The 23,765-nt window shown below is 72.9% G+C and carries 21 protein-coding genes and 1 pseudogene; 9 read left to right on the top strand and 13 right to left on the bottom strand.

The window, feature by feature from the left end; all coding sequences use genetic code 11:
* Positions 1–9: 9 nt before the first annotated feature.
* The 5 genes from ACFC0B_RS06705 (at position 10) to ACFC0B_RS06685 (ending at position 7,635) form a co-directional block, all read left to right on the top strand.
* A complete protein-coding gene (locus tag ACFC0B_RS06705) occupies positions 10–567 on the top strand; it encodes a PaaI family thioesterase (RefSeq protein WP_376083190.1) in 558 nt (185 codons plus the stop codon).
* Positions 560–1,732 carry an acyl-CoA dehydrogenase family protein gene (locus ACFC0B_RS06700; RefSeq protein WP_376083188.1) on the top strand — a complete coding sequence of 391 codons (1,173 nt, stop codon included), beginning with the start codon at positions 560–562 and terminating at the stop codon, positions 1,730–1,732. The genes ACFC0B_RS06705 and ACFC0B_RS06700 overlap by 8 nt, the downstream gene beginning before the upstream one ends.
* Positions 1,733–1,792: 60 nt before the next feature.
* Complete coding sequence (locus ACFC0B_RS06695) at positions 1,793–3,811, top strand: FAD/NAD(P)-binding protein (protein WP_376083185.1); 2,019 nt, start codon at positions 1,793–1,795, stop codon at positions 3,809–3,811.
* A gap of 153 nt (positions 3,812–3,964) precedes the next feature.
* Positions 3,965–6,244 carry an anthranilate synthase component I gene (locus ACFC0B_RS06690; protein ID WP_376083182.1) on the top strand — a complete coding sequence of 760 codons (2,280 nt, stop codon included), beginning with the start codon at positions 3,965–3,967 and terminating at the stop codon, positions 6,242–6,244.
* Positions 6,241–7,635, top strand: a complete 1,395-nt coding sequence (locus ACFC0B_RS06685; RefSeq protein WP_376083179.1) for a class II 3-deoxy-7-phosphoheptulonate synthase — start codon at positions 6,241–6,243, stop codon at positions 7,633–7,635. Before ACFC0B_RS06690 ends, ACFC0B_RS06685 begins: the two co-directional genes overlap by 4 nt.
* Here the strand turns inward: ACFC0B_RS06685 and ACFC0B_RS06680 are convergent.
* The 11 genes from ACFC0B_RS06680 to gap all read right to left on the bottom strand — a co-directional run bounded on the left by ACFC0B_RS06680 (position 7,632) and on the right by gap (position 20,341).
* Positions 7,632–7,934, bottom strand: a complete 303-nt coding sequence (locus tag ACFC0B_RS06680; protein WP_376083177.1) for a hypothetical protein — start codon at positions 7,932–7,934, stop codon at positions 7,632–7,634. The two genes, ACFC0B_RS06685 and ACFC0B_RS06680, sit on opposite strands and share 4 nt — an antisense overlap.
* Positions 7,931–9,325, bottom strand: a complete 1,395-nt coding sequence (ptlI, locus tag ACFC0B_RS06675; protein ID WP_376083174.1) for a pentalenene oxygenase — start codon at positions 9,323–9,325, stop codon at positions 7,931–7,933. The genes ACFC0B_RS06680 and ptlI overlap by 4 nt, the downstream gene beginning before the upstream one ends.
* A gap of 133 nt (positions 9,326–9,458) precedes the next feature.
* The gene (gene ptlA, locus ACFC0B_RS06670; RefSeq protein ID WP_376083171.1) at positions 9,459–10,472 is read right to left on the bottom strand and encodes a pentalenene synthase; all 1,014 of its coding nucleotides are present in this window, start codon (positions 10,470–10,472) and stop codon (positions 9,459–9,461) included.
* Between the two features lie 121 nt (positions 10,473–10,593).
* Positions 10,594–11,607: a polyprenyl synthetase family protein gene (locus tag ACFC0B_RS06665; protein ID WP_376083168.1), complete on the bottom strand. Its 1,014-nt coding sequence runs from the start codon at positions 11,605–11,607 to the stop codon at positions 10,594–10,596.
* Positions 11,604–12,503, bottom strand: coding sequence for a neopentalenolactone/pentalenolactone F synthase (gene ptlD / locus ACFC0B_RS06660; RefSeq protein WP_376083165.1), 900 nt, complete (start codon positions 12,501–12,503; stop codon positions 11,604–11,606). The genes ACFC0B_RS06665 and ptlD overlap by 4 nt, the downstream gene beginning before the upstream one ends.
* A 34-nt stretch (positions 12,504–12,537) precedes the next feature.
* Positions 12,538–14,343, bottom strand: a complete 1,806-nt coding sequence (ptlE, locus tag ACFC0B_RS06655) for a neopentalenolactone/pentalenolactone D synthase (RefSeq protein WP_376083162.1) — start codon at positions 14,341–14,343, stop codon at positions 12,538–12,540.
* Between the two features lie 41 nt (positions 14,344–14,384).
* Positions 14,385–15,212 carry a 1-deoxy-11-beta-hydroxypentalenate dehydrogenase gene (gene ptlF, locus ACFC0B_RS06650; RefSeq protein WP_376083158.1) on the bottom strand — a complete coding sequence of 276 codons (828 nt, stop codon included), beginning with the start codon at positions 15,210–15,212 and terminating at the stop codon, positions 14,385–14,387.
* Positions 15,213–15,343: 131 nt separating this feature from the next.
* A complete protein-coding gene (locus ACFC0B_RS06645) occupies positions 15,344–16,798 on the bottom strand; it encodes an MFS transporter (protein WP_376083156.1) in 1,455 nt (484 codons plus the stop codon).
* 59 nt (positions 16,799–16,857) lie between these two features.
* On the bottom strand, positions 16,858–17,709 hold the full coding sequence (gene ptlH / locus ACFC0B_RS06640; protein ID WP_376083154.1) for a 1-deoxypentalenic acid 11-beta-hydroxylase: 852 nt from the start codon (positions 17,707–17,709) through the stop codon (positions 16,858–16,860).
* A 128-nt stretch (positions 17,710–17,837) separates the two neighbouring features.
* Complete coding sequence (penM, locus tag ACFC0B_RS06635) at positions 17,838–19,037, bottom strand: pentalenolactone synthase (RefSeq protein WP_376083152.1); 1,200 nt, start codon at positions 19,035–19,037, stop codon at positions 17,838–17,840.
* 293 nt (positions 19,038–19,330) lie between these two features.
* Positions 19,331–20,341: a type I glyceraldehyde-3-phosphate dehydrogenase gene (gap, locus tag ACFC0B_RS06630; protein WP_376083149.1), complete on the bottom strand. Its 1,011-nt coding sequence runs from the start codon at positions 20,339–20,341 to the stop codon at positions 19,331–19,333.
* A 396-nt stretch (positions 20,342–20,737) separates the two neighbouring features.
* Between gap and ACFC0B_RS06625 the strand changes: the two genes are divergently transcribed.
* Positions 20,738–20,896, top strand: coding sequence for a hypothetical protein (locus ACFC0B_RS06625; RefSeq protein WP_376083146.1), 159 nt, complete (start codon positions 20,738–20,740; stop codon positions 20,894–20,896).
* Positions 20,897–21,027: 131 nt separating this feature from the next.
* On the opposite strand, the gene ACFC0B_RS06620 is transcribed toward ACFC0B_RS06625, so the two are convergent.
* Positions 21,028–21,201, bottom strand: a complete 174-nt coding sequence (locus ACFC0B_RS06620) for a hypothetical protein (RefSeq protein WP_376083143.1) — start codon at positions 21,199–21,201, stop codon at positions 21,028–21,030.
* A gap of 44 nt (positions 21,202–21,245) precedes the next feature.
* On the opposite strand from ACFC0B_RS06620, the gene ACFC0B_RS06615 reads away from it, so the two are divergent.
* Together ACFC0B_RS06615 and ACFC0B_RS06610 are read left to right on the top strand one after the other, a co-directional pair.
* Positions 21,246–22,364 (top strand): RICIN domain-containing protein, encoded by a 1,119-nt coding sequence (locus tag ACFC0B_RS06615; protein WP_376083140.1) that lies wholly within the window; start codon positions 21,246–21,248, stop codon positions 22,362–22,364.
* A gap of 55 nt (positions 22,365–22,419) precedes the next feature.
* A pseudogene (locus ACFC0B_RS06610) lies at positions 22,420–22,611 on the top strand (transposase domain-containing protein); the annotation flags it as partial.
* 87 nt (positions 22,612–22,698) lie between these two features.
* On the opposite strand, the gene ACFC0B_RS06605 reads toward ACFC0B_RS06610, so the two are convergent.
* Positions 22,699–23,196, bottom strand: coding sequence for a glycosyl hydrolase family 18 protein (locus ACFC0B_RS06605; RefSeq protein ID WP_376083138.1), 498 nt, complete (start codon positions 23,194–23,196; stop codon positions 22,699–22,701).
* Here ACFC0B_RS06605 and ACFC0B_RS06600 point away from each other — a divergent pair.
* Positions 23,168–23,545 carry an alpha/beta fold hydrolase gene (locus ACFC0B_RS06600; protein ID WP_376083598.1) on the top strand — a complete coding sequence of 126 codons (378 nt, stop codon included), beginning with the start codon at positions 23,168–23,170 and terminating at the stop codon, positions 23,543–23,545. The two genes, ACFC0B_RS06605 and ACFC0B_RS06600, sit on opposite strands and share 29 nt — an antisense overlap.
* The last annotated feature ends 220 nt before the right edge of the window (positions 23,546–23,765 follow it).

The following is a 23,765-nucleotide window of genomic DNA, read 5'->3' as shown; positions in this document are numbered from 1 at the left end:
GAGCCGCGCATGCGACCGACACCGACACCGACACCACCCACCGTAGCGACCGCACCGCCGACCCCGGCCGGCACGGGACCGCAGACGGCGCCGGCCTACTCCCGCCACCGGGGGATCGCCGCACCGGACGACGACACCCGGGGCCGGCGGCTGCTCGTCGGACTCATCCACGGCAGCGCCGAGGACCCGCCGTGCGCGCGGCTGCTCGCCCTGCCCCCGGCCACCGGCTGGTCGCCCGGCCGGATCACCTCGCAGACCGTCTTCCCGCAGGAGCTCACGCTCACCCCGGGCGTGGTCTTCGGCGGCTGGATCGCCTGCCTGTCCGACCACTTCGCCGGGCTCGCGATGCTCTCGGCCCTGCCGGACGGCCTGGCCTTCCTGACCGCCCAGCTGTCCGTCGAGTACCGGGCGCCGCTGGTCCCCGGGCCGGCCGACATCGAGGCCGAGGTGACCAGGTGCTCCACCCGGCACGCCCTGGTGGAGATCCGGTTCAACCAGGGCGGCCGGGTGGCCGCGGTGGCCACCGTCGAGCAGATCATCAGCCGGACAGGAGAACACGATGGGTGACACGGCAACCGCGGCACCGGACGCACGGGCCGGTGCGGCCGCGTCCGAGCTGGACGACTTCCGGGCCATGGTCCGCACCTTCCTGGAACGGGAGGTCGTGCCCCACCACGCGGCCTGGGAGGAGGCCGGGCTCGTCGACCGCGAGGTCTGGCGGGCCGCCGGCCGGCAGGGACTGCTGGGGCTGGACGTCCCCGAGGAGTACGGCGGCGCGGGCGTCACCGACTTCCGCTTCCACGCCGCGCTCAGCGAGGAGATCGTCCGGGTCGGCGCCTACGGGCTCGGCTTCGCCCTGCACAACGACGTCGTCGCCCCGTACCTGCTCGGCCTCGGCACCGAGGAGCAGAAGCGGCGCTGGCTGCCCGGCTTCTGCTCCGGCGAGCTGGTCACCGCGATCGCGATGACCGAGCCCGAGGCCGGCAGCGACCTCCAGGCGATCCGCACCACCGCCCGCCGGGACGGCGACCACTACGTCCTCAACGGCGCCAAGACCTTCATCACCAACGGCATCCACGCCGACCTCGTCGTGGTCGTCGCCCGCACCGAGGCGAGCGGCGGCTCACGGGGCCTGAGCCTGCTGGTGGTCGAGCAAGGGATGCCGGGCTTCACCCGGAGCGGCAAGTTCGACAAGATCGGCATGCGGGCCCAGGACACCGCCGGGCTGTTCTTCGACGACGTCCAGGTGCCCGCCGCCAACCTGCTCGGCCGCGCCGGCCGCGCCTTCCTGCACCTCGCCGACAACCTCCCCCGGGAGCGCCTCGGCATCGCCGCCTACGCGGTGGCCGGCGCCGAGACCGCGTACGCCCACACGCTGCGGCACTGCCGGGAGCGGACGGCCTTCGGACAGCGGATCGGCACCTTCCAGCACAACCGGTTCGCCCTCGCCGAGATCGCGACCGAACTCGACATCGCCCGCACCTACGTCGACCGCTGCATCGCGCTGCACAACGACGGCGAACTGGACGAGGTCCGGGCGGCCAAGGCCAAGTGGTGGGCCACCGACCTGCAGCGCCGGGTGCTCGACCGCTGCGTCCAACTCCACGGCGGCTACGGCTTCATGCGCGAGTACCCGGTCGCGCGGGCGTACGTGGACACCCGGGTGCACCCGATCTACGGCGGCACCAACGAGATCATGAAAGAGATCATCGGTCGCTCGCTGGGGCTCTGACACCCGGCCCCGACCCGCTCCGCGTTCCGCACCCACCGAGACTGAGAGACGCGTGCTTGCATGAGTGACAACGAACTGAAGGTGTGCATCGTCGGGGCCGGCCCCCGCGGGCTGTCGGTGCTGGAGCGGATCTGTGCCGACGCCGGGCAGCGGTCGGTCGCCGTCCACCTGGTCGACCCGCACCCGGTCGGGGCGGGCGCGGTCTGGCGGACCGACCAGTCCCGGCACCTGCTGATGAACACGGTCGCCGGGCAGGTGACCCTGTTCACGGACGAGAGCGTCGACATGGCGGGGGTGAACGCCCCCGGACCGAGCCTGTACGAGTGGGCGCGCGACCTCGCGGCCGGCGGCCCCGGGCCGGACGAGCGCGCCGACGACCCCGGGCGGCACGAGCCCGCCGGGGCCCGCGAGGCCTACGGGGACCAGGTGCTGGCCGAGGTCCGCGACCTCGGCCCCGACTCCTACCCGACCAGGGCGCTCTACGGCCACTACCTCGGCTGGGTCCACCGCCGGGTGCTGCGGACCGCGCCCGCCACCGTCGCCGTCCACGTCCACCCGCTGTCCGCGGTCCGGCTGGCCGAGGAGGCCGACGGGCGGCAGGCCGTCGAACTCGCCGACGGCACCCGGCTGTCCGGCCTGGACGCCGTCGTCCTCGCCCAGGGCCACCTGCCCGCCCTGCCCACCGCCGGCGAGCGCGAACTGGCGGACTTCGCCGCCGCGCACGGCCTGCGGTACCTTCCGCCCGGCAACCCCGCCGACCTCGACCTGTCCGTCCTCGCCCCCGGCGAGCCGGTGCTGCTGCGCGGTCTCGGCCTCAACTTCTTCGACCACCTGACGCTGCTCACCAGCGGTCGGGGCGGCGTGTTCGAGCGGGAGGACGGCCGGCTCCGCTACCGGCCGTCCGGCCGCGAGCCCCGGCTGTACGCCGGCTCCCGGCGCGGGGTGCCGCACACCGCGCGCGGACGCAACCAGAAGGGCCCGCACGGCCGCCACCTGCCCCTGCTGCTGACCGGCGCGACCTTCGAGGAGTTGCTCGCCCGGGCCGGGAACGGCCGCCTGGACTTCCGGACCGACCTCTGGCCGCTGATCGCCAAGGAGGTCGAGACGGTCTACTACACGGCGGTGCTGGCCCGGCGCGGCGCCGACCGCGCGGCCGAGGCCTTCCGCTCCCGCTGGCTGAGCCTGCCCTGGGGCTCGCCCGCCGAGGCCGCGCTGCTGTCCGCCTTCCACCTGCCCGCCGGCCTCCGCTGGGACTGGTCGCGGGTCGAACACCCCTACGGCGACCGGTCCTTCGAGAGCCCGGCGGAGTTCCACCACTGGCTGCTCGACCACCTGCGCGAGGACTTCCTCCTGGCCGAGGAGGGCAATGTCGACGGCCCGGTCAAGGCGGCCCTGGACGCCCTGCGCGACCTGCGCAACGAACTCCGGCTGCTGATCGACCACGGCGGCCTCACCGGCCGCTCGCACCGGGACGACCTGGACCGGTGGTACACGCCGCTCAACGCCTTCCTGTCGATCGGCCCGCCGGCCGGCCGGATCGAGGAGATGGTCGCGCTGCTGGAGGCTGGCGTGCTCGAACTGCTCGGCCCGGGCACCGGCGTCCGCGCCGACCCGGGGTCCGGCACCTTCGTGGCCGAGTCGGAGATACCCGGCTCGCGGGTGCGGGTGACCGCGCTGATCGAGGCCCGGCTGCCCGAACCCGACCTGCGCCGCACCGCGGACCCGTTGCTCGCCGACCTGCTCGCGTTCGGGCAGTGCCGGGCCTACACCGTCCCGGACCCCGACGGCGCCGGGCACCGGACCGGCGGTCTGGAGGTGACCCGGGATTCGTACCGGCTGGTGGACGCGCGGGGAGCGGCCCACCCGCGCCGCTTCGCCTTCGGGGTGCCGACCGAGTCGGTGCACTGGGTCACCGCGGCCGGGGCCCGGCCCTGCGTGAACTCGGTGACCCTCGGGGACGCGGACGCCATCGCGCTGGCCGTCCTCGGCCTCGGCGCCGACCCCGGCCCGGACCCGGACCGCGACCGCGTCCGCGCGGCCGGACCGGACGCCGCCGTCCCCGCCGCCGCCCCGGCCTGAGCCGCCCGGCGGCCGGTCCGGCCCCGCTCCGCACCTCCGTCCTCACCCCTGCCTCCTCCCCCACCCCCTCCTCCCCCACCCCTGCATTCCGACCCGCCCCGTGCACCGCCGTGGCGGTGGTCGACGACGTCCCATCAAGCCCCTGGAGTTCCGATGCCGTTGCTGGAGACGGTGGCCCCGCCACCGGTTCGGCCCGCCCCGCAGGGCTGGGCAACCCCCAGCGGGGTGACCGTCACCCGCACCACCGAGGAGACCACCGGCGCCCGCGCCGCCCGCGCGGCCCTGGAGAGCGCCCTCGACAGCCGCCGCGGCCAACTGCGCTTCCACGGCCCGACCCGCGCCGTCGGCTACACCGACCCGCCGCTGGAACTCACCCTGACCGGCGACCGGGTCGCGCTGCGGGCCCTCAACACCCGCGGCCAGGTCCTGCTGAGCCCCCTGCGCGCCGCGCTGGACGGCGCCCTGCGCGACGTCGTCGAGTGGGCCGGCGAGCTCCGCGGCCGGGTGGTCCCGCAGCCCGACCACTTCGCCGAGGAGGACCGCACCCGGCACGCCGGCGTCTTCACCGCCGTCCGCGCGCTGGTCGCCGCGCTCGCCCTGCCCGAGGACCGGCTGCTCGGCCTGTACGGCGCCTTCGGGTACGACCTGGTCTTCCAGCTCGAACCGATCGAGCGGCACCGGGACCGCGACCCGGCCGACCGCGACCTCGTGCTCCACCTCCCCGACGAGATCGTCGAGTTGGACCTGGAGCGGGACACCGTCCGGCGGTACCGCTACGAGTTCGCGCACGCCGGCTGGAGCACCGCCGGGCTGCCGCGGGAGACCGCCGCGCAGCCCTTCGTCCCCGGCGTCCCGGCCGAGGCGCGCGACCACGCGCCGGGCGAGTACGCGGACGTGGTGCGGCGGGCGATGCCGCTGTTCCGCTCCGGCGACCTCTTCGAGGTGGTCCCCGGACAGGTGTTCCGGCGCGGCTGCGCACAGCCCCCGTCCGTCCTGTTCCGCCGCCTGTACGAGCAGAACCCGGCCCCGCACAGCCTGCTGGCGAACCTCGGCGACGGGGAGTACCTGGTCGGCGCCTCGCCGGAGATGTTCGTCCGGGTCCGCTCGGCCGAGGCCCCCCGCGCGTCCGGCACCGCCGGACGACGGCTGGTCGAGACCGCGCCGATCAGCGGCACCATCGCTCGCGGGCGGGACGCCCTGGAGGACGCCGCCCGGATCCGGGAACTGCTCGGCTCGCCCAAGGAGGAGTCCGAGCTGACCATGTGCACCGACGTCGACCGCAACGACAAGGCCCGGGTCTGCGTCCCCGGAACCGTCCGGGTGACGGCCCGCCGCCGGATCGAGCTGTACTCGGCGCTGATCCACACCGTCGACCACGTCGAGGGCGAACTCCGCCCCGACCGCGACGCCCTGGACGCCTTCCTGACCCACCTGTGGGCCGTCACCGTCACCGGCGCGCCCAAGCTCCCGGCCCTGCGCTTCATCGAGCGCACCGAACGCTCCGCGCGCCGCTGGTACGGCGGGGCCGTCGGGCGGATCGGCCTCGACGGCGGGCTGGACACCGTCCTGACGCTGCGCACCGTCCAGATCCGCGACGGCGTCGCCACCGTCCGCGCCGGGGCCACCCTGCTCTGGGACTCCACGCCCGAGGCGGAGGAGGCCGAGACGGAGCTGAAGGCCGCCGCACTGCTGCGCGCGCTGGAGCCGAGGCCGGCCCGGTCCGCCCCGGTCGCGGCGGAGGGCGACCGGAGCGACAGGAGCGGCCGCCCCGGCCTGGGCCGGCGGATCCTGCTGGTCGACCACCGGGACTCCTTCGTCCACTGCCTCGCCGACTACCTGCGGCAGACCGGCGCCGAGGTGGTCACCTACCGGAGCGGCCGGCACCTGCCGATGCTGGAGCGGGAGGCGCCGGACCTCCTGGTGCTCTCACCCGGGCCGGGGCGCCCGGAGGACTTCGACCTCGCCGCGACCCTGGCGGAGGCCGACCGGCTCGACCTGCCGGTCTTCGGCGTCTGCCTCGGACTCCAGGGCCTCGCCGAGCACTTCGGCGGCCGGCTCGGCGTGCTGGACAGCCCGGTGCACGGGAAGAGCTCGCGGGTGCGCGTCACCTCGCCGGACTCCCGACTGCTGGCCGGGCTCCCGGACGGCTTCGAGGTCGGCCGCTATCACTCGCTGCACGCCGAACCCACCTCGCTCCCCGATGAGTTGAGGGTGACGGCGACGACCGGGGACGGCGTGGTGATGGCACTGGAGCACCGCACCAGGCCGCTGGCCGCCGTGCAGTTCCACCCCGAGTCGATCATGACCGCCGGAGGGCGGGCCGGCCGACTGATCGTCGACAACGCCGTCGCCGCCCTCGCCCGCCGCCCGCTGACCGCGACCGACCGAAAGGAGTGCGGCGGCAGACTCGCCACCGCGAACCGGACCTCATGACCACCATCGACCTCACCTCCGCCCCCGCCCCCACCACGCCGGAGGACTCCTGGCGCGGGCTCCCCGCCGACCAGCAGCCGACCTGGCCCGACCGGGCCGCCCTGCACGCGGTCACCGACGAACTCGCCTGCTACCCGCCCCTGGTGACCCCCGAGGAGTGCGACCGGCTGCGCGCGCGACTCGCCGCCGCCGCACGGGGAGAGGCGTTCCTGCTCCAGGGCGGCGACTGCGCCGAGACCCTCGACGGCGTCACGGAGCAGCGGATCCACGACAAGCTCCGGGTGCTGCTCCAGATGGCCACCGTGCTCACCTACGCGGCGGCCGTCCCGGTGGTCAAGGTCGGCCGGATGGCCGGCCAGTACGCCAAGCCGCGGTCCCGCCCGACCGAGGCGCGCGACGGCGTCAGCCTGCCGGTCTACCGGGGGGACGCGGTGAACGGTACCGCGTTCACCCCGGAGGCCCGGATCCCCGATCCGGAGCGCCTCAAGCGGGTGTACCACGCCTCGGCGGCCACCCTCAACGTGATTCGCTCGCACGCCCTCGGCGGCGGCGCGAGCCTCACCGAAGTCCAGTCGTGGAACCGGGACTTCGTCGACCTCTCGCCGGCCGGCGAGCGCTACTCCCGGCTCGCCGACGAGATCGACCGGGCCCTGCGCTTCCTCGCGGCCTGCGGAGCGGACTCCGAACGCCTGCGCACGGTGGACTTCTTCACCAGCCACGAGGCCCTGCTGCTGGACTACGAGGGCGCGCTGGTCCGCCCCGACGCCCGCCCCGGCCGCCGGCCCGGCGCCCGCTACGCCACCTCCGCGCACATGCTCTGGATCGGCGAGCGCACCCGCCGACTCGACGGCGCGCACGTGGAGTTCGCCGCCCGGATGCGCAACCCGATCGGCGTCAAACTGGGCCCGACCGTCACCGCCGAGGAGGCGCTGGCCCTGGTCGACCGGCTGGATCCGGCGCGCGAGCCCGGCCGGCTGACCCTGATCACCCGGATGGGCGCGGACCGCGTCCGCGAGGTGCTCCCCGACCTCGTACGGCGGGTCACCGAGGCGGGAGCCCTCCCGCTCTGGGTCTGCGACCCGATGCACGGCAACACCTTCGAGGCGCCGAGCGGCCACAAGACCCGCCGCCTGGCGGACGTCCTCGACGAGGTGGAGGGCTTCTTCGAGGTCCACCGCACCCTCGGCACCGTCCCCGGCGGCATCCACCTGGAGCTGACGGGTGAGCGGGTCACCGAGTGCCTCGGCGGTGCGGACGAGGTCGCGGCCCACGACCTGCCCGACCGCTACGAGACCGCCTGCGACCCGCGCCTCAACCGCGACCAGTCCCTCGACCTCGCCTTCCTCCTCGCCGAGCGCTTCTCCACCGTCCGCGCCCGGCGCACGCCCTAGAAGACCGGTGAAGGTCTTGGTGCGGTATGCCCGGCCCCACCGGCCGCGCCGCGCAGCTCCTGGACCTCGGACGCGCGGCCCGGACGAACGGGGAACGGCCGCGGTGACGGCGACCAGGTCCGGCCGGTCGGCGGCGAGGTCGGCCGGTTCGCCGCCGAACAGTGGTTGCGCACGATCTCCTTGCGCACGGGCACCGGCGCCCCGTGCAGGTCCGGCGCCCGTTCGACGATGCCGATGGCACGGTGTACGCCCGAGCAGAACCCGCGCGGCCGGGCCGGGACGACGTTCCCCGCGCTCATGTCGTGTCACCCCCGACCGGTGCGGGGACGGCGGCGGCCGGCTGGCGCGGGGTGCGGGCGTCCAGCCGCAGGTGCAGTCGGCGCGGGTGGTAGACGGTGGCCAGCGGGACCGGCCGGATGTCCATGCCGGGCTCGCAGGTGACCCGCCAGCGGCCGAGGACGGTGGCGAGCCCCAGGGCGGCCTCGGTGCGCGCGTAGAGGTCGCCGATGCACTTGCGGGCGCCGGTGCCGAACGGCACGTAGGCGTGGCGGGCGGCCGGTGCGATGCGGTCCGGGAGCCAGCGGTCGGGGTCGAACCTCCTCGGGTCGTCGAAGGCCTCCTCGTACTGGGAGACGGCGGCGGGGCTGAAGACGACGGTGGAGCCGGCGGGCAGCCGGCGGCCCGCGAGTTCGGTCGGGGCGGCGGTGAGGCGGGTGAACAGCCAGGCCGGCGGGTGCAGTCGCAGCGTCTCGGAGATGATCCGGTCGACCAGCGAGAGGCTCGGCAGGTCGTCCCACTGCGGGGCGCGGCCGTCGAGGACGGTGTCGATCTCCTCGTAGAGCGCGGCCTCGATCTCCGGGTGCTGGGAGAGCAGGTAGAAGACCCAGGTGAGGGTGCCGGCGACGGTCTCGGTGCCGGCCGCCATGACGGTGATGACCTGGTCGTGGATCTCCTTGTCGGCGAGCCGGCCGCCGTCGTCGTCGCGGGAGGCGAGCAGGGCGGCGAGCAGGTCGTCGTGCTCGGTGTCGGAGCTGCGGTACTCGTCGATGAGCTGCTGGGTGGTCCGGTGCAGGAACTCCAGGTTGCTCCGGTAGCGGCGTTGGGAGGGCAGCGGCAGCCGGCGGATCGCGGCCGGCAGGAACATCTGCCGGAACAGGCCGTTGAGCACGACGTCGAAGGAGCGCTCCACCCTCGCCGCCAGCGCGGGGCTGACGGGTGTGGAGTACAGGGTGCGCCCGACGGTGCGCAGGGCCATGCCGTACATCTCCTGGAAGGCGTCGACGACCATGCCGTCCTGCCAGCGCGAGGTGGTGTCCTCGATCTCGGCGTGCATGGCCTCGGAGTACCGCTTGAGCTGGCCGCGGGTGAAGGCCGACTGCATCAGCCGGCGCTGGCGGCGGTGGTCGGCGAACGGGCAGGTGACCAGGCCGTTGCCGGCGATGTCCCGGGCGCGGTCGTAGAAGACGCCGCCCTTGTCGAAGACCCGGTCGTTGGTCAGGACGTGCCGCAGCAGGTCGGGGTGGGTCGGGACGTAGGCCTTGGTCGGGCCGATCCTGATCTCGACCAGGTCGCCGTGGGCGGACAGTGAGGCCATGAAGTGCACGGGGTGACGCATGATCTGGAGGGCGTGTCCGACGACGGGGAGCGCCCCCGGCGCCGCTCCCGCGGAGAAGGTGGTCTGCTCGGTCATTCGATTCTCGACGTCCCGTCTCTACTGGTCCGACAGCGGTTCCGGTCCGTTGACAGCTGTGCCGCCGCGACGGCCGGGCGCGGGTGCGTGGTACTCGTGTGCGGTGCGTGATGCCGGTGCGTGGTGCGTGCTGCTAGTGGGCGGTGCTGCCGAGCTCCTCCGGGTAGCCCTGGGCGCCGGCGGCGAGCGCGAACTCGGCGTCGTAGCGGCCCGAGGAGCGGTGCCAGTCGTAGGAGCCGCGGATCACGGTGCGCACGGCGTCGTTGCGGTACCGCTCCAGGACCGCGCGCTCGGCCTCGTCGAGCCGGTAGATGTCGCAGACCCGCGGCAGGCAGTGCTCCAGCAGGAGGTACTGCTCCAGGCGGGCGCGCACCTCGCCCTGGATGTGGACGACGCTGCGGTCCGTGGACCAGCCGTGCTCCCGGCGCAGGATCATGACCATGTTGTTCTGCTCGCCGCGGGCCTCCTCCTTCTCCAGCGAGGCGATGTCGTTGAGCAGCAGGTTGACGTCGACGGCGATCTGGAGCATCGCCGAGAGCACGGCGCTGTCGAAGACCCGCTGCGGCACCTCGAAGCGGCCCGCGCGCTCGGCGAGGTCGACCGTGGGCTGCACCCCGATGGTCTGCCGGCGCACGGCCAGGTACTGGGCCGCGGAGTCGTACGGCGCGTCCCAGAAGCGGCTCTCCGCCTCGTCCACGTAGCCGGTGAAGTAGTTGCGCCAGTGCCGGGCGCTGCGCGCGCACCAGGCGGGTGTCATGCCCTCGCGGGTGCGCCGCCAGAGGTCGGCGAAGCCGTGGGCGATGGGGGGCGCGGTGGTGGGCAGTGGGCCGTCCAGCGCCGCCGCGACGGCGTCGGTGAGCTGCTTGGCCTCCTGCGGGTTCTCGCCGCGCGGGCCGTCGAAGAGGTCGTCGAAGAGGAAGAACCACGACATCAGATCGACGCCCAGGTCCAGGTCGGCGCCGGTGGCGTGCGGATAGAAGCGGGAGGCCAGGTCGGCATAGCCGCCGCGCAGATGGCGCGCCGCCGCCTCGTCGGACTTGATCAGTCCGAGTGCGCGGGGCCAGGCGAGCTGCTCGGCGTCGGCCCGGGCGTGGTCCGGGCTCTGCCGGCCCGGCAGGGGTATGTGGAAGTCGACGTCCTGGGGCATGGGGGAATCCTTGGAGTGGGTTGCGACGGGCAGCGGGCATGGCGGTGCCCTGGAGGGGGCGCTGCGCTGATCCGAGGGGCGGAGGTCGTCAGGGGGCATGCGGGTGGGTGAGGGGGTCGGCTCAGGCCTTGCGGTCGACGACGAACCGGCCGAGCGCGAGGAGTTCGGCCCGCGCGCCGGCGTCCAGCTCGACACCGCGCAGCGCGTCCTCGGCCAGTGCCATCCGCCGGGCGGACTCGGCCAGCGCCCAGTCCCGGCCGCCGCCGCCCTCGATCAGGCCGGCCACCCGCCGCAGTTCCTCCTCGTCGGGTTCGCCGGGGGCGGTGAGCCAGGCGGCCAGCTCGGCGCTGAGCGGGCCGTCCTGGTTCAGCACGTGACTCACCGGCAGGGACTTCTTGCGGGAGCGCAGATCGGAGTGGACCGACTTGCCGGTGACGGCCGGGTCGCCCCAGATGCCGAGCACGTCGTCGACGAGCTGGAAGGCGACGCCGAGCTGGTCGCCGAAGAGCGCCAGCGCCTCCACCGTCGGCTCCGGTGCCCCGGCGAGGACGGCGCCGATCGCGGCGCTCGCCGACAGCAGCGCGCCGGTCTTGCCGGCCGCCATGTCGATACACTCCTCGACCGTGACGTGCGGGCGCTGTTCGAAGGCCAGGTCCTGGACCTGGCCGCGGATCAGGTGCCGGATGGTGCGCGCCAGCAGCCGGGCGGCCGGCGCCGCCGTCGGCAGCCCGGAGTCCAGCAGCACCTCCAGGGCGAGCGCCAGCATCGCGTCACCGGTCAGGACAGCGCTGGAGGAGCCCCACAGCGACCACACCGTGCGCCGGTGGCGGCGCTCCTCGTCGCCGTCGATCAGGTCGTCGTGCACCAGGGAGAAGTTGTGCACCAGCTCCACCGCGACGGCGCCGGGCAGGGCGGTCTCCCGCGGCACACCGACCGCCTCGGCCGACAGCAGCGCGAGCGCCGGCCGTACGGCCTTGCCGGCGTCGGCGCCGGCGGGTTCGCCGTCGGCGGTGATCCAGCCGAAGTGGTAGGCCGCCTGGTGGCGTGAACGGTGGTCGAGCCGGTCGACGGCCGCGCGCAGCGCCGGGGTGATCGTGACCCGGCTCTGGCCGAGGAAGGCGGGCGCGGCGCTCATGGGGTGAGCTCTGCGCGCCAGGGGGCGGTCGGGTCGTCGAAGATGCTGACGACCTGGCGCATCCTGCGCCGTTCCGCCGGGTCGAAGGCCCGCTTGGCGTGGACGGTGCCGAGCTGGTCCCACATGACGATGTCCCCGGGCTGCCAGGTGTGGGCGTAGGTGTACCCGGGTCGGCCGGCGTGCGACAGCAGTTCGTCGAGCAGCTTGCGGCTGTCGTCGGGGGCGAGGTCCACGATCCGCTTGGTGTTCAGGCTGCTGACGTAGACCGACTGGCGGCCGGTGCGCGGGTTGCGGGCGATCAGCGGGTGGATGGTGGAGGTGCCGTCCTCGGGCTGGATCCGTTCGGTGCCCTCGCCGAGGGACACCTCGCGCTGGAGCTCCTCCTCGATGGTCTCCTCGTACCCGGTGCGCAGCGCGTGGCGGACCCGGTGGGGGTGCAGGCGCCGGCGCTCCTCGGGTGACAGCGACTCGTACAGGGCGTACATGTCGGTGAAGAGGGTCTGCCCGCCGCCGGAGGCCGGCACCTCCATGGCCTCCAGGAAGCCGACCTGGGAGACCCGGGGGCGGAACGAGTAGTCGGTGTGCCAGTCCATCCACTCGGCGTCGCCGACGCCGATCCTGCGGCCGTTCTCCACCAGGTTGGAGACGATCAGGATCTCGTTGTGGTCGGGGTGGGCGCCGCTGGTCAGACCGGTCTTCGGGATGTGCCCGAAGCGGCGGCCGAAGGCCAGGAACTCCTCGTGGGAGGGGGTCTCGTGGCCGCGCAGGACGAGGACGAGATGCGCGTCGAGCGCCGCCCAGAGCTGCTCGGACTGGCGTTCGTCCAGATCTCCGGTGACCTGGGCGCCGTCCACGACGGCGCCGAGCGCGGCGCCTGGTATCGGTGTGACGTGCATGGGCGTTGCCGCCTTTCACAGAGGGGGTGGTGGGTCAGCGCAGGTCGAGGCCGGCCAGGTCGCCCGCCGCGCGCCAGCGCCGGAGGATGTTCACGAACTCCACCGAACCGCCGCCGTAGCTGGAGTTGAGCAGCGGCATGCCGGCCGGGTCGCCCTCGTTGTTGTAGAGCCCGGGCGTGCAGTTCTCCAGGAAGTCGATGCCGTTGGTGGCGAGCCGGAGGATCTCGGCGACCCATTCCTTCTCACCGGCCTCGGAGGCCTCCACGACCCGGTGGCCGCGCTCCTCGACGCACTTGACGATGTGGGCGAGGTGCCGGGTCTGCTCCCCCAGCATGTAGGCGATGTTGACGTGCCGACCGGCCTGGACCTTGGACAGGATGAAGCAGTTGGGGAAGCCGTTCACCTGGAGCCCGTGCAGCGTGTGCGCGCCGTCCGCCCACTTCTCCGAGAGCCGCAGGCCGTCGCGCCCGACGATGTCGTAGCCGGCGCGCTCGGTGTACGGGACGGCGAACTCGTGCTCGTAGCCGGTGGCGAAGACCAGGCAGTCGAGCGGGTACTCCCGGCCGTTCGCGACCACCCCGGCCGGGGTGAGCCGCTCCACGCCCTGCCCCTGGGTGTCGACCAGGGTCACGTTGGGCCGGTTGAAGGTCTGGAGGTAGCCGTCGTGGAAGCAGGGACGCTTGCAGTACACCCGGTAGTACGGCTTGAGGGCGGCCGCGGTGGCGGGGTCGGTGACGACGCTGTCGATGCGGGCGCGCAGCTCCTCCATCTTGAGGAAGTCCGCCCGTTCGGCCGCGAGGGCCCGCTCCTTCGGGTCACCCCCGGTGTCGCCCGTGGGCAGGATCGCGGCGGCGAGCTTGGCCGTGGTCTGGGTCCAGCGGTCCTGGACCAGGTCCTCGTCCTGCGGGATGCCGGAGGTCAGCGCGTGGAAGTTCTCCATCCGGCGCTGCTGCCAGCCGGGTTCGAGGCCGTCCGCCCAGTCGGGCGGGGTGGGCCGGTTTCCGCGGACGTCGACCGTGGCCGGGGTGCGCTGGAAGAGGACGAGCCGCTCGGCCCACTCGGCGAGGTGCGGGGCGAGCTGGATGGTGGTCGAGCCGGTGCCGATGACGCCGACCGTCCTGCCCTTCAGCCCGGTCAGGCCGCCGGTGGCGTCGCCGCCGGTGTAGTCGAAGTCCCAGCGGCTGGCGTGGAAGGCGTGCCCGGCGAAGGTCTCCAGGCCGGGCAGCCCGGGGAGCTTGGGGCGGTGCATCAGACCGATCGACATGGCCACGTACCGGGCCCGGAACAGGTCCCCGCGGTCGGTGCTCACCAGCCACCTCCCGGTGGCCTCGTCCCAGCGCAGCTCGGTGACGGAGGTCTGGAAGAGGGCGTCGCGGTAGAGGTCGTACCGGTGGGCGATCTTCTGGAGGTGGGCGTGGATCTCGGGCCCAGTGGCGTACTTCTCGGTGGGTGTCGTGCCGATCTCTTCGAGCAGCGGCATGTAGATGTAGCTCTCGACGTCGCACCGGACGCCGGGGAAGCGGTTCCAGTACCAGGTGCCGCCGACGTCGCCGGCCTCGTCGATCAGGCGGATGCGTTCCAGGCCGGTCTCCTCGCGCAGCCGGGCGCCGGTCAGCAGGCCGCCGATGCCGGCGCCGACGACGGCGACGTCCACCTCGTCGGTGAGCGGCTCGCGCTCCCGCCGCTCGGTGTACGGGTCCCGCGCGTAGCGGCTGAAGTCGCCGCGCGCGAACTGGTAGGTGCGGCCGACGCCGCGCTTGTCGCGCTCCTGCCGGTACTTCTCCCGTACCGCTTCCAGGTCGATGGTCAGGGTCTCAGCGGTCGGTGCTCCATCGGCCACGGATCCATCGGTCAGCGCTTCATCGGTCGGTGCTTCAACGGTCAGTGCTTCGACGCCGCGGTCGTCGCTTTCGGCGCGGGCCATAACTCCTCCTCAGGGGACGGGGGCGGAAGGGAAAGATGACGCCAGACGTCGTCGAACTGGTCGCGCAGCCGTACGGCGGTGTCGGCGTTGCTGAAGAGGTAGAAGCGGTCGGAGCCGAGGGCCTCCCAGACGATTCCGGCGACGTGCTCGGCGCTCACCGAGGTGTCGCCGCCCGCGCCGCGCGGGGCCGTCAGGCCGTGCACCATGGGGGTGTCCACCCGGCCGGGGCACAGCACCGACACCCGGACCGCGGTGCCGCGCAGATCGGCGCGCAGACTGCGGGCGACGGCGAGGTCGGCATGCTTGGAGGCGGCGTAGCCGGCGCTGCCCGCGCCGACGACGAACGCGGACATCGAGGCGGTGTGGACCAGATGGGCGGGTCGGCCGCGCTCCAGCAGCCGGGGGACGAAGGCGCGGGCGACCAGGACGTGCGCCCAGTGGTTCACCTCGAAGACCCGCCGCATCCGCTCCAGCGGCACCTCCCACAGGGGCTGTCCCACCGGGCCGAGGGCCCCGGCGTTGTTGCACACCACGTCGATGTCGCCGTGCCGGTCGAACGCCGTGGCCGCGAGGCGGGCGACGGCGTCCGGGTCGGTCAGGTCGGCGGTCACCGCGGTGACCTCGGCGCCCTGTGCGGTGAGTTCGGCGGCCCGGCGGTGCAGGGCGTCGCCTTCGACGTCCGCCATGACGACGGCGGCGCCGGCCCGCGCGAGGAGGGCGCTGAGGGCGAGGCCGATGCCGCTGGCCGCGCCGGTCACCACTGCTGTCCTTGCCTGGAACTTCACTCGGCTGTCTCCGCTTCTACGCGCGGGTACGCCGAAGTACGGCGCGCCGTTGCCAACGAGAAGGTGTGGATCGGGTCGCGCCGTACCGGGGAGCGGCCGTGACAGGGAACGGCCGGATCAGGGAGTGGGGGTCAGCGGGGGTCGGGGAGCTTCAGGCTGATCACGAGGACGATCACCGAGAGGCAGGTCAGCACGGCGAGGACGAGCACGGCCGCCGCGGACGTCGACAGCCAGTCGGCCAGCGAGACGTACAGGGTTCCGCCGATGGTCGCGCCCAGTGCGGTCGCCATCTGCTGGCTGGTCACCAGCACGCCGCTGCCCATGCCGGCCTGGGCGGGGGGTACGTCCGCGAGGACCATCCGGAACAGCGTCGGGCCGATCAGCGCCGCGCCCACGCCGAACAGGGCGATACCGAGGAGCACCAGCGGCAGGGAAGGGTGCGGCCAGCCCAGTCGGATCACCAGGGCCAGCTCCACCAGGCCCAGGCCCTGGACGCCGGCACCCAGGGTGACGATCCGGCCGCCCAGGGCCGCCGCGATCTTCGGGGTGAACATCGCCACCGCGAAGAACCCCACGGCGAACGGCGTCAGCACCGCGCCGGAGGCGAGCCCGTCGAAGCCGAAGTGCCCCTGGGCGAGCAGCGCGTAGACGAACAGGAAGGCGCCGAAGCCGGCCGAGAACGGCACCACGGCCGCCAGCCCCCGGCGCGTCCCCGGACGGGACAGCACCGACGGGGACAGCAGCGGTGAGCCGCCGCGCGCCTCCAGCCCGGATTCGGTCCGCACCAGCGCCAGCGCGCCCGCCGCAGCGACCACGAGCAGCGACCACAGCCACAGCGGCCAGCCCAGGTCGGGGCCCGCCACGACCACGGCCAGGACGCAGACCATGGTGAGGCCGAACAGCACGGTGCCCGCCGGGTCGAAGCCCGGCTTGGTGTCGGCCCTGGTCGCGGGGACCCGCCGGACGGCCAGCAGCGCGGCCACGCCGATCGGCACGTTGATCGCGAAGACCGATCGCCAGCCGATCCCGCCGACGTCCAGCGAGACCAGCAGCCCGCCCAGGATCTGCCCGACGACCATGCCGAGCGCCGCGGTCACGCCGTACATGCCGATCGCCCGGGCGCGGGCCGCGCCCTCGGTGGACGCCTGGATCGTCGCCAGCACCTGGGGTACGAGCATGGCGGCGGCGGCGCCCTGCAGCAGCCGGGCCCCGACCAGGAACTCGATGGTCGGGGCGAGTCCGCACAGCGCCGAGGTGAGGGTGAACGCCGCGAGCCCGTAGGCGTACAGGCGCCTCCTGCCGAAGGCGTCGCCCAGGCGTCCGCCCAGCACCAGGCCGAGGGCGTAGGTGAGGCCGTAGCCGGACACCACCAGCTCCAGCGCGGCCGGGCCGCCGTGGAGGTCGTCACTGATCGGGGTCAGCGCCACATTGACGATGGAGGCGTCCACGATGGACAGGGCGTATCCGGTGAGGACCACCACGAGGGCAATGCCGCTGAGCCCCGCGGCGGCCGGTTTGCCGCCGGCCGAGGGCTCCGCGGTCGCGTTGGGCTCCGTCAGGGAGGGGAGACCCTCGCGTTTCGTCATGTGCTGCCTACCCAGGCGTTCGTTGGGGGACGGTGGAGACGGGTACCGGGGTACCCGCGTCACTCGACGGTGGTCGGTGTTCCGGTGATCTTCGACAGGATTCCCTTGGAGGCGTCCTTCGCGGACTCCGGCCAGGGGGTCAGGGCGTTGAACCCGCGGTGCGAGGAGGCCGGCTGGATGCGGGTGTCCATCGACATCCGCATGCCGGCCGGGGCCACCGAGACGTTCGGGATGGACTTGTGGCAGGTGAAGGCGTGGAAGAGGAGCACGTCGCCCGGCTCCATCGGCGAGATCAGCAGCTGCTCGTCCGGGCCGAACCGCTCCGCCGGGATGCCGCGCACCGGGTGGCCGAAGCGGCGGAACCGCTCGGTGACGACGTGCTCGCGCGGGCCCTGCGTGTGGCTGCCGTCGGCGAGGGCGACGCCGCCGATCTCGCGGGTGGTCGGGAGCAGCGGGATCCAGGCGGTGCGGAAGTCCTTGTTCGGGCCGATGTAGAAGCCGTCCTGGTGCAGCGGCGTCAGAAAGCTCGGCTCCGCGGCGCCGGCGGCGGAGGGGTAGTAGCGGATCGTCGTCGACTTGAAGACGAACACGGGCTCGCCGAAGACCTGCTCCCAGACCTTGAGGGTCGAGGGGTGGTTCCACAGCTCGTCGTACTTGACGTAGTCGTGCATCGCCACCTCGTCGACCGCCTCGTAGGACGCTATGGCGAGGGTGTCGAGCGTGGTGCCGGGGGCGGCGTGGCCGAGGGCGATCAGGCCTTCGAGCATCTGCTCGGCGGCGGTCCGCACGAGGTCGCGGTCCAGCGCGCCGCGCAGGTAGACGTAGCCGTGCTCGTCGTAGAACCGGTCGAGGGCCGCGCGGTCGCCGAGCAGGGGCGTGCAGTCGACGTAGTCGCTGAAAGTTTCCGTCATGGTTCCTTGTCCTCGTGACGTCTGGGCGTGCGGGAGGGAGCGTCAGGTCACCGCGGAACGGCCGGCCGATGTCGTCGCGCGTGCGGTGCGACCCGGAATCGTGCGGCGCCACTCACGGGCGGTACCGCTCAGAAGGTGACGGGGATCTCGTCGAACCCGCCGGTGATCCGGTGCTCCTGCCAGTGCAGCGACTCCTCGGGAACCGCGAGCCGCAGCTCGGGCAGTCTGCGGAACAGCCGCTCGAACACCGCGGTCAGCTCGATCCGGGCCAGTACGCGGCCGATGCAGTGCCGGGTGCCGTGTCCGAACGCCATGTGCGACTTGGGTTTGACCCGGGCCAGGTCGAACAGGTCGCTGTCGGGGAACGCCCGGTCGTCGTAGTTGGCCGCGCCGATGGCCAGCAGCACCGCGTCCCCGGTCCGGATCAGGGTGTCGCCGACGGTGATGTCGCTGTGCGCGTAGCGGGGTATCAGCGCGTTGGATCCCTTGCCGCCGACGGCCAGGCGCAGGATCTCCTCAACCGCGGCCGGCGCGAGTTCGGGATTCCCGGCGAGCTTGGCGCGCTGCTCCGGATTGCGCAGCAGCAGCAAGGTGCCCAGGTCGATGCGGACAATGGTGGTCTCGTAACCGAACAGCAGCACGGCGCAGCCCAGGTGGGCGATGTACTCGTCGGTCAGTGTGCCGTCGTTCTCGGCGATGAGCTCGGACAGGATGTCGTCGCCCGGTTCGGTTCGCTTGCGGATCACCAGTTCCGTCATGTAATCGATAACCTGCTGAAATGTGTTCGCGGAGTGTTGGCCGTCATCACTCTGGTCGAATGTGCCTCTCGCCCAGAGCCCGAACCGTTCCCGGTCGGCCAGGGGAACGCCGAGCAGATCGCAGACGACCATGGTCGGCAACGGGAACGACAGCACGCGGTGCAGGTCGACCGGCGGGGCGCTGGCGGCCAACTGGTCGAGCAGTTCGTCCACGTGGCGCTCGATCCGGGCCTTCATCAGACGCATCCGGCGGGTGGAGAACCGGGGGACGAGCAGGTCGCGCATCTGCGGGTGCAGGGCGGCCTCGGTGTCATAGTCGTCCCCGGCCATCAGCGCCATCATGGTGCTCCTGGCCGTGCTCTTGGCCGTCTGCTCCGGCTTGGGATCGCTGAGGCCCAGTCTGCGGTCGGAGAGCAGCGCCTTCACTTCTTCGTAGTGGGTGACCAGCCAGGCCTCTTCACCAGCGGTCCGCACCTTGGTGATCGGCCCTTCCTGTTGCAGCGCACGCATTCGGGGGGCGATGCCGAGTATGTCGGGGTTATCGAAAGGCAATCGCGGAAGTGTCGCCATGTAGTCATGTTCACGTGGATTGTGATGGGCCGTCAAGTCCGGCCTGACGGGTGAGACGGCAGGTTTGTTCGGGTCAGTACGGATGGGTGTGACAGGAGTTTTCAGCGCGACCGGAACCGGCCCGATATCCGCCCCCGGTGGCGATTCGGCGCCGAAGCCGAAGCGGCGGGGAGTTTCCGTGGAACGCGAGCCGCGGAACGTCGTCGAGCGCGCGGGAAGGCCGGAGCCGTGGACGGCCGGTCGGTCGGCCGCGGCGGCCGCGGCGGCCGACCGACCGGTCTCGGCGGAGTCCGTCAGGCGGTCGCGCCCCCGACCAGCAGGGTCGTGTCGATGAGGCGGTTGGAGAAGCCCCACTCGTTGTCGTACCAGCCGAAGACGTGCACGTGGCGCCCGTCGATGACCTGGGTGAGCAGGGAGTCGAAGATGCAGGACGCCGGGTCCCGGACGATGTCCGCCGAGACGACCGGGTCCGCGGTGTAGCGCAGGATCCGCGCGAGCTCGCCGTCCGCCGCCTTGCGGAACAGCGAGTTGACCTCCTCCGCCGTCGTCTCGCGGGCCACCCGGACGGTCAGGTCGGTCAGCGAGCCGACGGGGACGGGAACCCGCACCGAGTACCCGTCGAGCTTGCCCTGCAGGCTCGGGAGCACCAGGCCGATCGCGCTGGCGGCGTTGGTGGTGGTCGGGATGGTGCTGAGGTTGGCCGCGCGGGCACGCCGGGGGTCGGGGTGCGGGCCGTCCTGGAGGTTCTGGTCCTGGGTGTAGGCGTGGATCGTGGTCATGGTGCCGTGCTCGATGCCGAGCCCGTCGTCGAGCACCCGGGCCATGGGGGCCAGACAGTTCGTCGTGCACGAGGCGTTGGAGACGATCACGTGCTGCTCGGCGTCGTACAGGTGGTCGTTGATCCCCATGACCAGGGTGAGGTCCGCGTTCTTCGCCGCGGCCGAGACGACCACCTTCCTGGCCCCGGCGTCGATGTGCGCCCGGGCCTTGGCGGCGTCGTTGAACACGCCCGTCGACTCGATGACGACGTCGACTCCGAGTCGCTCCCAGGGCAGTTGCGCCGGGTCGCGCTCGCTGAGGACCTCGACCACGGTGTCCCCGATCCTGATCGAGGAGCCCTCCGCCACGACCTGCTGCGCCAGCGGCCCGTACACGCTGTCGTACTTCAGCAGACCCGCCAGCGCCTGCGCGTTGGTCAGGTCGTTGACCGCGGCAACCCGGACGTCCGCGCCGGACGCGAGCAGGGCGCGCAGGTAGCTACGGCCGATGCGGCCGAAGCCGTTGATCCCCACAGTGATTGTCATGATTCCCGTCCTGATTGTTGGGAGCCTCGCAGCACTGGCTGCGCCGGGGCGACACGCATCGCAAGCGGTGAACTACCCCTCACGCAAAGGATATCCCCGATTACGCCGACTCGCACAGCGGGCCCGGCCCCAGTTGGACATCGAGTCCCCGCGGACGGGCCGATGGTGACGGTGCGTCAGACCAGAGACCTCGACGACGCCGACGACAACACGGCCGGCCCGTCCGGAGTGACCCGGACGGGCCGGCTGTCTTCTTGCGGCGAATGCCGCTCTAGCGGCGTGGCCCTGGCACGGTGCTCCGGTACGTGGGCTGCGGCTCAGGTCGTGTGGATGCGCGCGGCGCGGCGAGCGAGGTCGGCGGCGCCGGGGATGCCGCGGCGGGCGTAGGAGGGCCGAATGTCGGAGGCCGACTGGGAACAGGTCGAGGACCGGGCCCGCACCGTCACCCGCGCAGGCTGGTGGATCGACCAGCGGTCCTCCGAACCCGCCGACCTGGAGGAGCTCCTGGAAGCCGCCGTCGACGCCGACCGGCCGACCGAGAACTCCTTCGTCTGACCTGCTGGAGCCCTGCGGTCAAGCGCGCCGGCCCGGGTCGCGGATCTGTTCCGCGCCCCGGGCCGCTGCCCGACGCGGCCGGCCCGTTCGTGTTCGGGCAGACCCCCCACCGGGATACTCCGGGAACGGGGTCAGTCGACGGGCCGGAGGGGGATGTCGAGGTAGGACTCGGCGCTCTTCGGGGAGGAGAGGTCGATGGTGAACACCGGGGTGATGGCGTTGGCGGGGGCGAAGAACGGGTCGTGGGTCTCGGGCGTCGGCGCTTCCGGTGCGTCTGGCGCGACCGCGCCGGAGTGGGTGATCATGAGATGACGCCATGTCATGTTCCCCTGCAGAGAAGGTGTTCATCATGCTGGTCGACTGGCCCGCCGAGACGTTCGTGCTCCGTCTGCACCTCATTCCCGGCCTGGTGGCGAGTGTCGCGCCGGGGAGCCCGGAGGGTACCCCCGTGGTGCTCGGGCCCGAGACCGGCGGCGACGGCGAGCGGTGGGTGGCGGAGCGGTTCCGGGTGATCAACCACCGGATCCGGCACGCCGCCACCGGCCTCTACCTGACCGCCGAGGTGTCGAGCCGGGGCGCAGCGGTCACCCTGCGGCCCAAGTTCCCCGACACCGGCAGCGATTCCTCGTACTGGCGGCAGGCCTGGCGGGCCTTCGTCCAGCGCGACACCGGCCGGCTGATGGCCCTCCACGACTCCTCCAACTGCCTCCTCGGCCTGGCCGACCCGGGCGCCGAGCGGCCGGGCGGACCGCTGATCCTGGAGAAGGGCGCCGGCGCGGAGGACCGGTCCTGCACCGCCTGGGCGCCCGCGCCCGTCGCACCGCCGAAGCCGGAACCCGCTCCGGCGCCGAAGGCCACCGACCTCCCGGTGGGAACGGGCCGGGTCCGGGTGCCGGCCCGCCGCTTCGAGAAGGACGTGCGGACCATCGAGCAGATCTTCGACGAGACCACCTTCCGGGAGGTCCCCGGCGAGCTCCTCACCCCGGGCACCCGCATCGAGACCTTCGACTTCGACCAGCATTCCCAGGGCGACTGGTACAAGGAGGGCCAGGCGGGCGGCCTCGTGACCTTCACCGACAGCTACGACACGGCGGGCGCCGTGCGCAGGGCCTTCCACCGGCTGCCGGGGGAACCCGCCCGCTACCTGGACTCCGCCGAGGTCGACGTCCACTACGTCCCGCCGAAGCTCGTCGCCCGCACCAACTTCCCCGCCGCACTCTTCGACGACTACAGCGGCTCCCTCGTCCGGACGCCGTACCGGCTGGCCAACGGGCACGGCTTCTACAACCAGCCACAGCGCCGCGAGGGCCTCTACTTCCCCAAGCGCGACGGCGCCGGCACCGTCGTGCAGTGGAACAAGACCTGGATCGCGGACAACGACACCACCTACAAGGTCTTCCTCTGCTTCGACGGCCGCTACTTCATCGACCAGATGGACATCACCTGGGCCGAGGACGAGAAGAGCTGAAGCAGGACCTCGCCACGGCGGACCGAGCGCCGACCGCAGGAGCGCCAATGCGGCCGTGGCCGGCGGCCGACTTCGTGCCGACCACCGGCCACGGTCGCCCGGTGATGCCGGGGTGTCCGGCATCACCGGGCGACCCGGTGCCTGGCTGATTGCGTTGGGGGTGCTGACGCGGACTTTCCCACCGGAGTTGATCGACGAGGTGGTCGCGGAGTGCGGGCGGGTCGAGCAGCGCCACCGGCTGCTGCCCGCGCGGGTGGTGGGGAGCCTGCACATTCGGCCGCCTCACCTGGCGGCGGCCGGGTCACCCCGCCCGCCGCCGGGTCATAGCCGCAGGTCAGCGCCGCAGACCGCGGTCCAGCGCGGCGATCAGCGAGCCCTGGGCGTCGTCCCCGTCCAGGGACCAGACCATCACGCCGCCGAGACCGTTCCGCCGGGTGTAGCGGGCCTTCTGGGCGGCGGTGGCCGGGTTGTCGTACGTCCAGAACTCGGTGCCGTCGTACTTCCAGGCCGCACCGTACTCGCGGTCGGTGTACACGGCGCCCGGCAGGTCCTTGATGGCCTTGTAGGGCAGCTGGCCGCCGCCGCGCGGGGACATGCCGGTGGCGGGCTGGTAGAGGCCGTTCCTCGCCCCGGCGGGCACTCCCGTCCAGCCGTAGCCCCAGGACGGCACCCCGAGCACCGCCTTGCGGGCCGGCAGGCCGCCGGCCAGGTAGTGCCGCACCACCCGGTCCGCGCTGTAGCTGCTCCCGGTGCCGGAGGGGTCGGCCGGGTCGGTGTAGAGGTACGCCGAGACCGCCGCGTTCCTGCACGGACTGGGCGGCTGGACCCACAACTGGGCCGCACTGATCGATCGCCTCCGGCCGTCGGTGCACTGCCCGGCCCTCGACCTCCCGGGTTTCGGCCGCTCTGCTCCCCCGCCCGACGGCCGGGTCACCGTCGAACACCAGGCCGCAGCCGTCGCCGGCCACCTCCCGCGTCAGGGGGCGATTTTTGCGCCTGCCGGCACCGCGCGAGTTCGTGGTGCACGACCACGCCCGCACGGGCCCTCCGCAGCACCGCGGACGGTAAGGGGAGGGTCCGGGGCGCGTCGCGGGGTGATTCTCGGCGATCACGGACCACACCGGGAGGCGGCGGGCGGAAAGCGGCGGCCGGTAGGGCGCGTGGGTGGAGTTCTGGAGTAGGTACGGTGTGCGCCGGGTGCGCCGGTCGTGAACGCGCCATGTCCACCGGTTCCCGGCACGGGATCGCCCACGTGCCCGGAGACTACGGGGGACGGCCGCACGCACGACCTTCCCCTGCGCGGGGAAGGCGAACTGTTCTGCAGTGATTGGGCGTTGATCCCCAGTCCCGCGTGGACCGGTGTGTTGTGCGCTGCGTTCCGGCGGGCCGCCGGAACGGTTC

The sequence above is a fragment of the Kitasatospora sp. NPDC056184 genome, from assembly GCF_042268405.1.
In the GTDB taxonomy this organism is placed as follows: domain Bacteria; phylum Actinomycetota; class Actinomycetes; order Streptomycetales; family Streptomycetaceae; genus Kitasatospora.
Note: the sequence above shows the minus strand (reverse complement) of the source record. Positions and strands in the feature narration are given on the sequence as shown.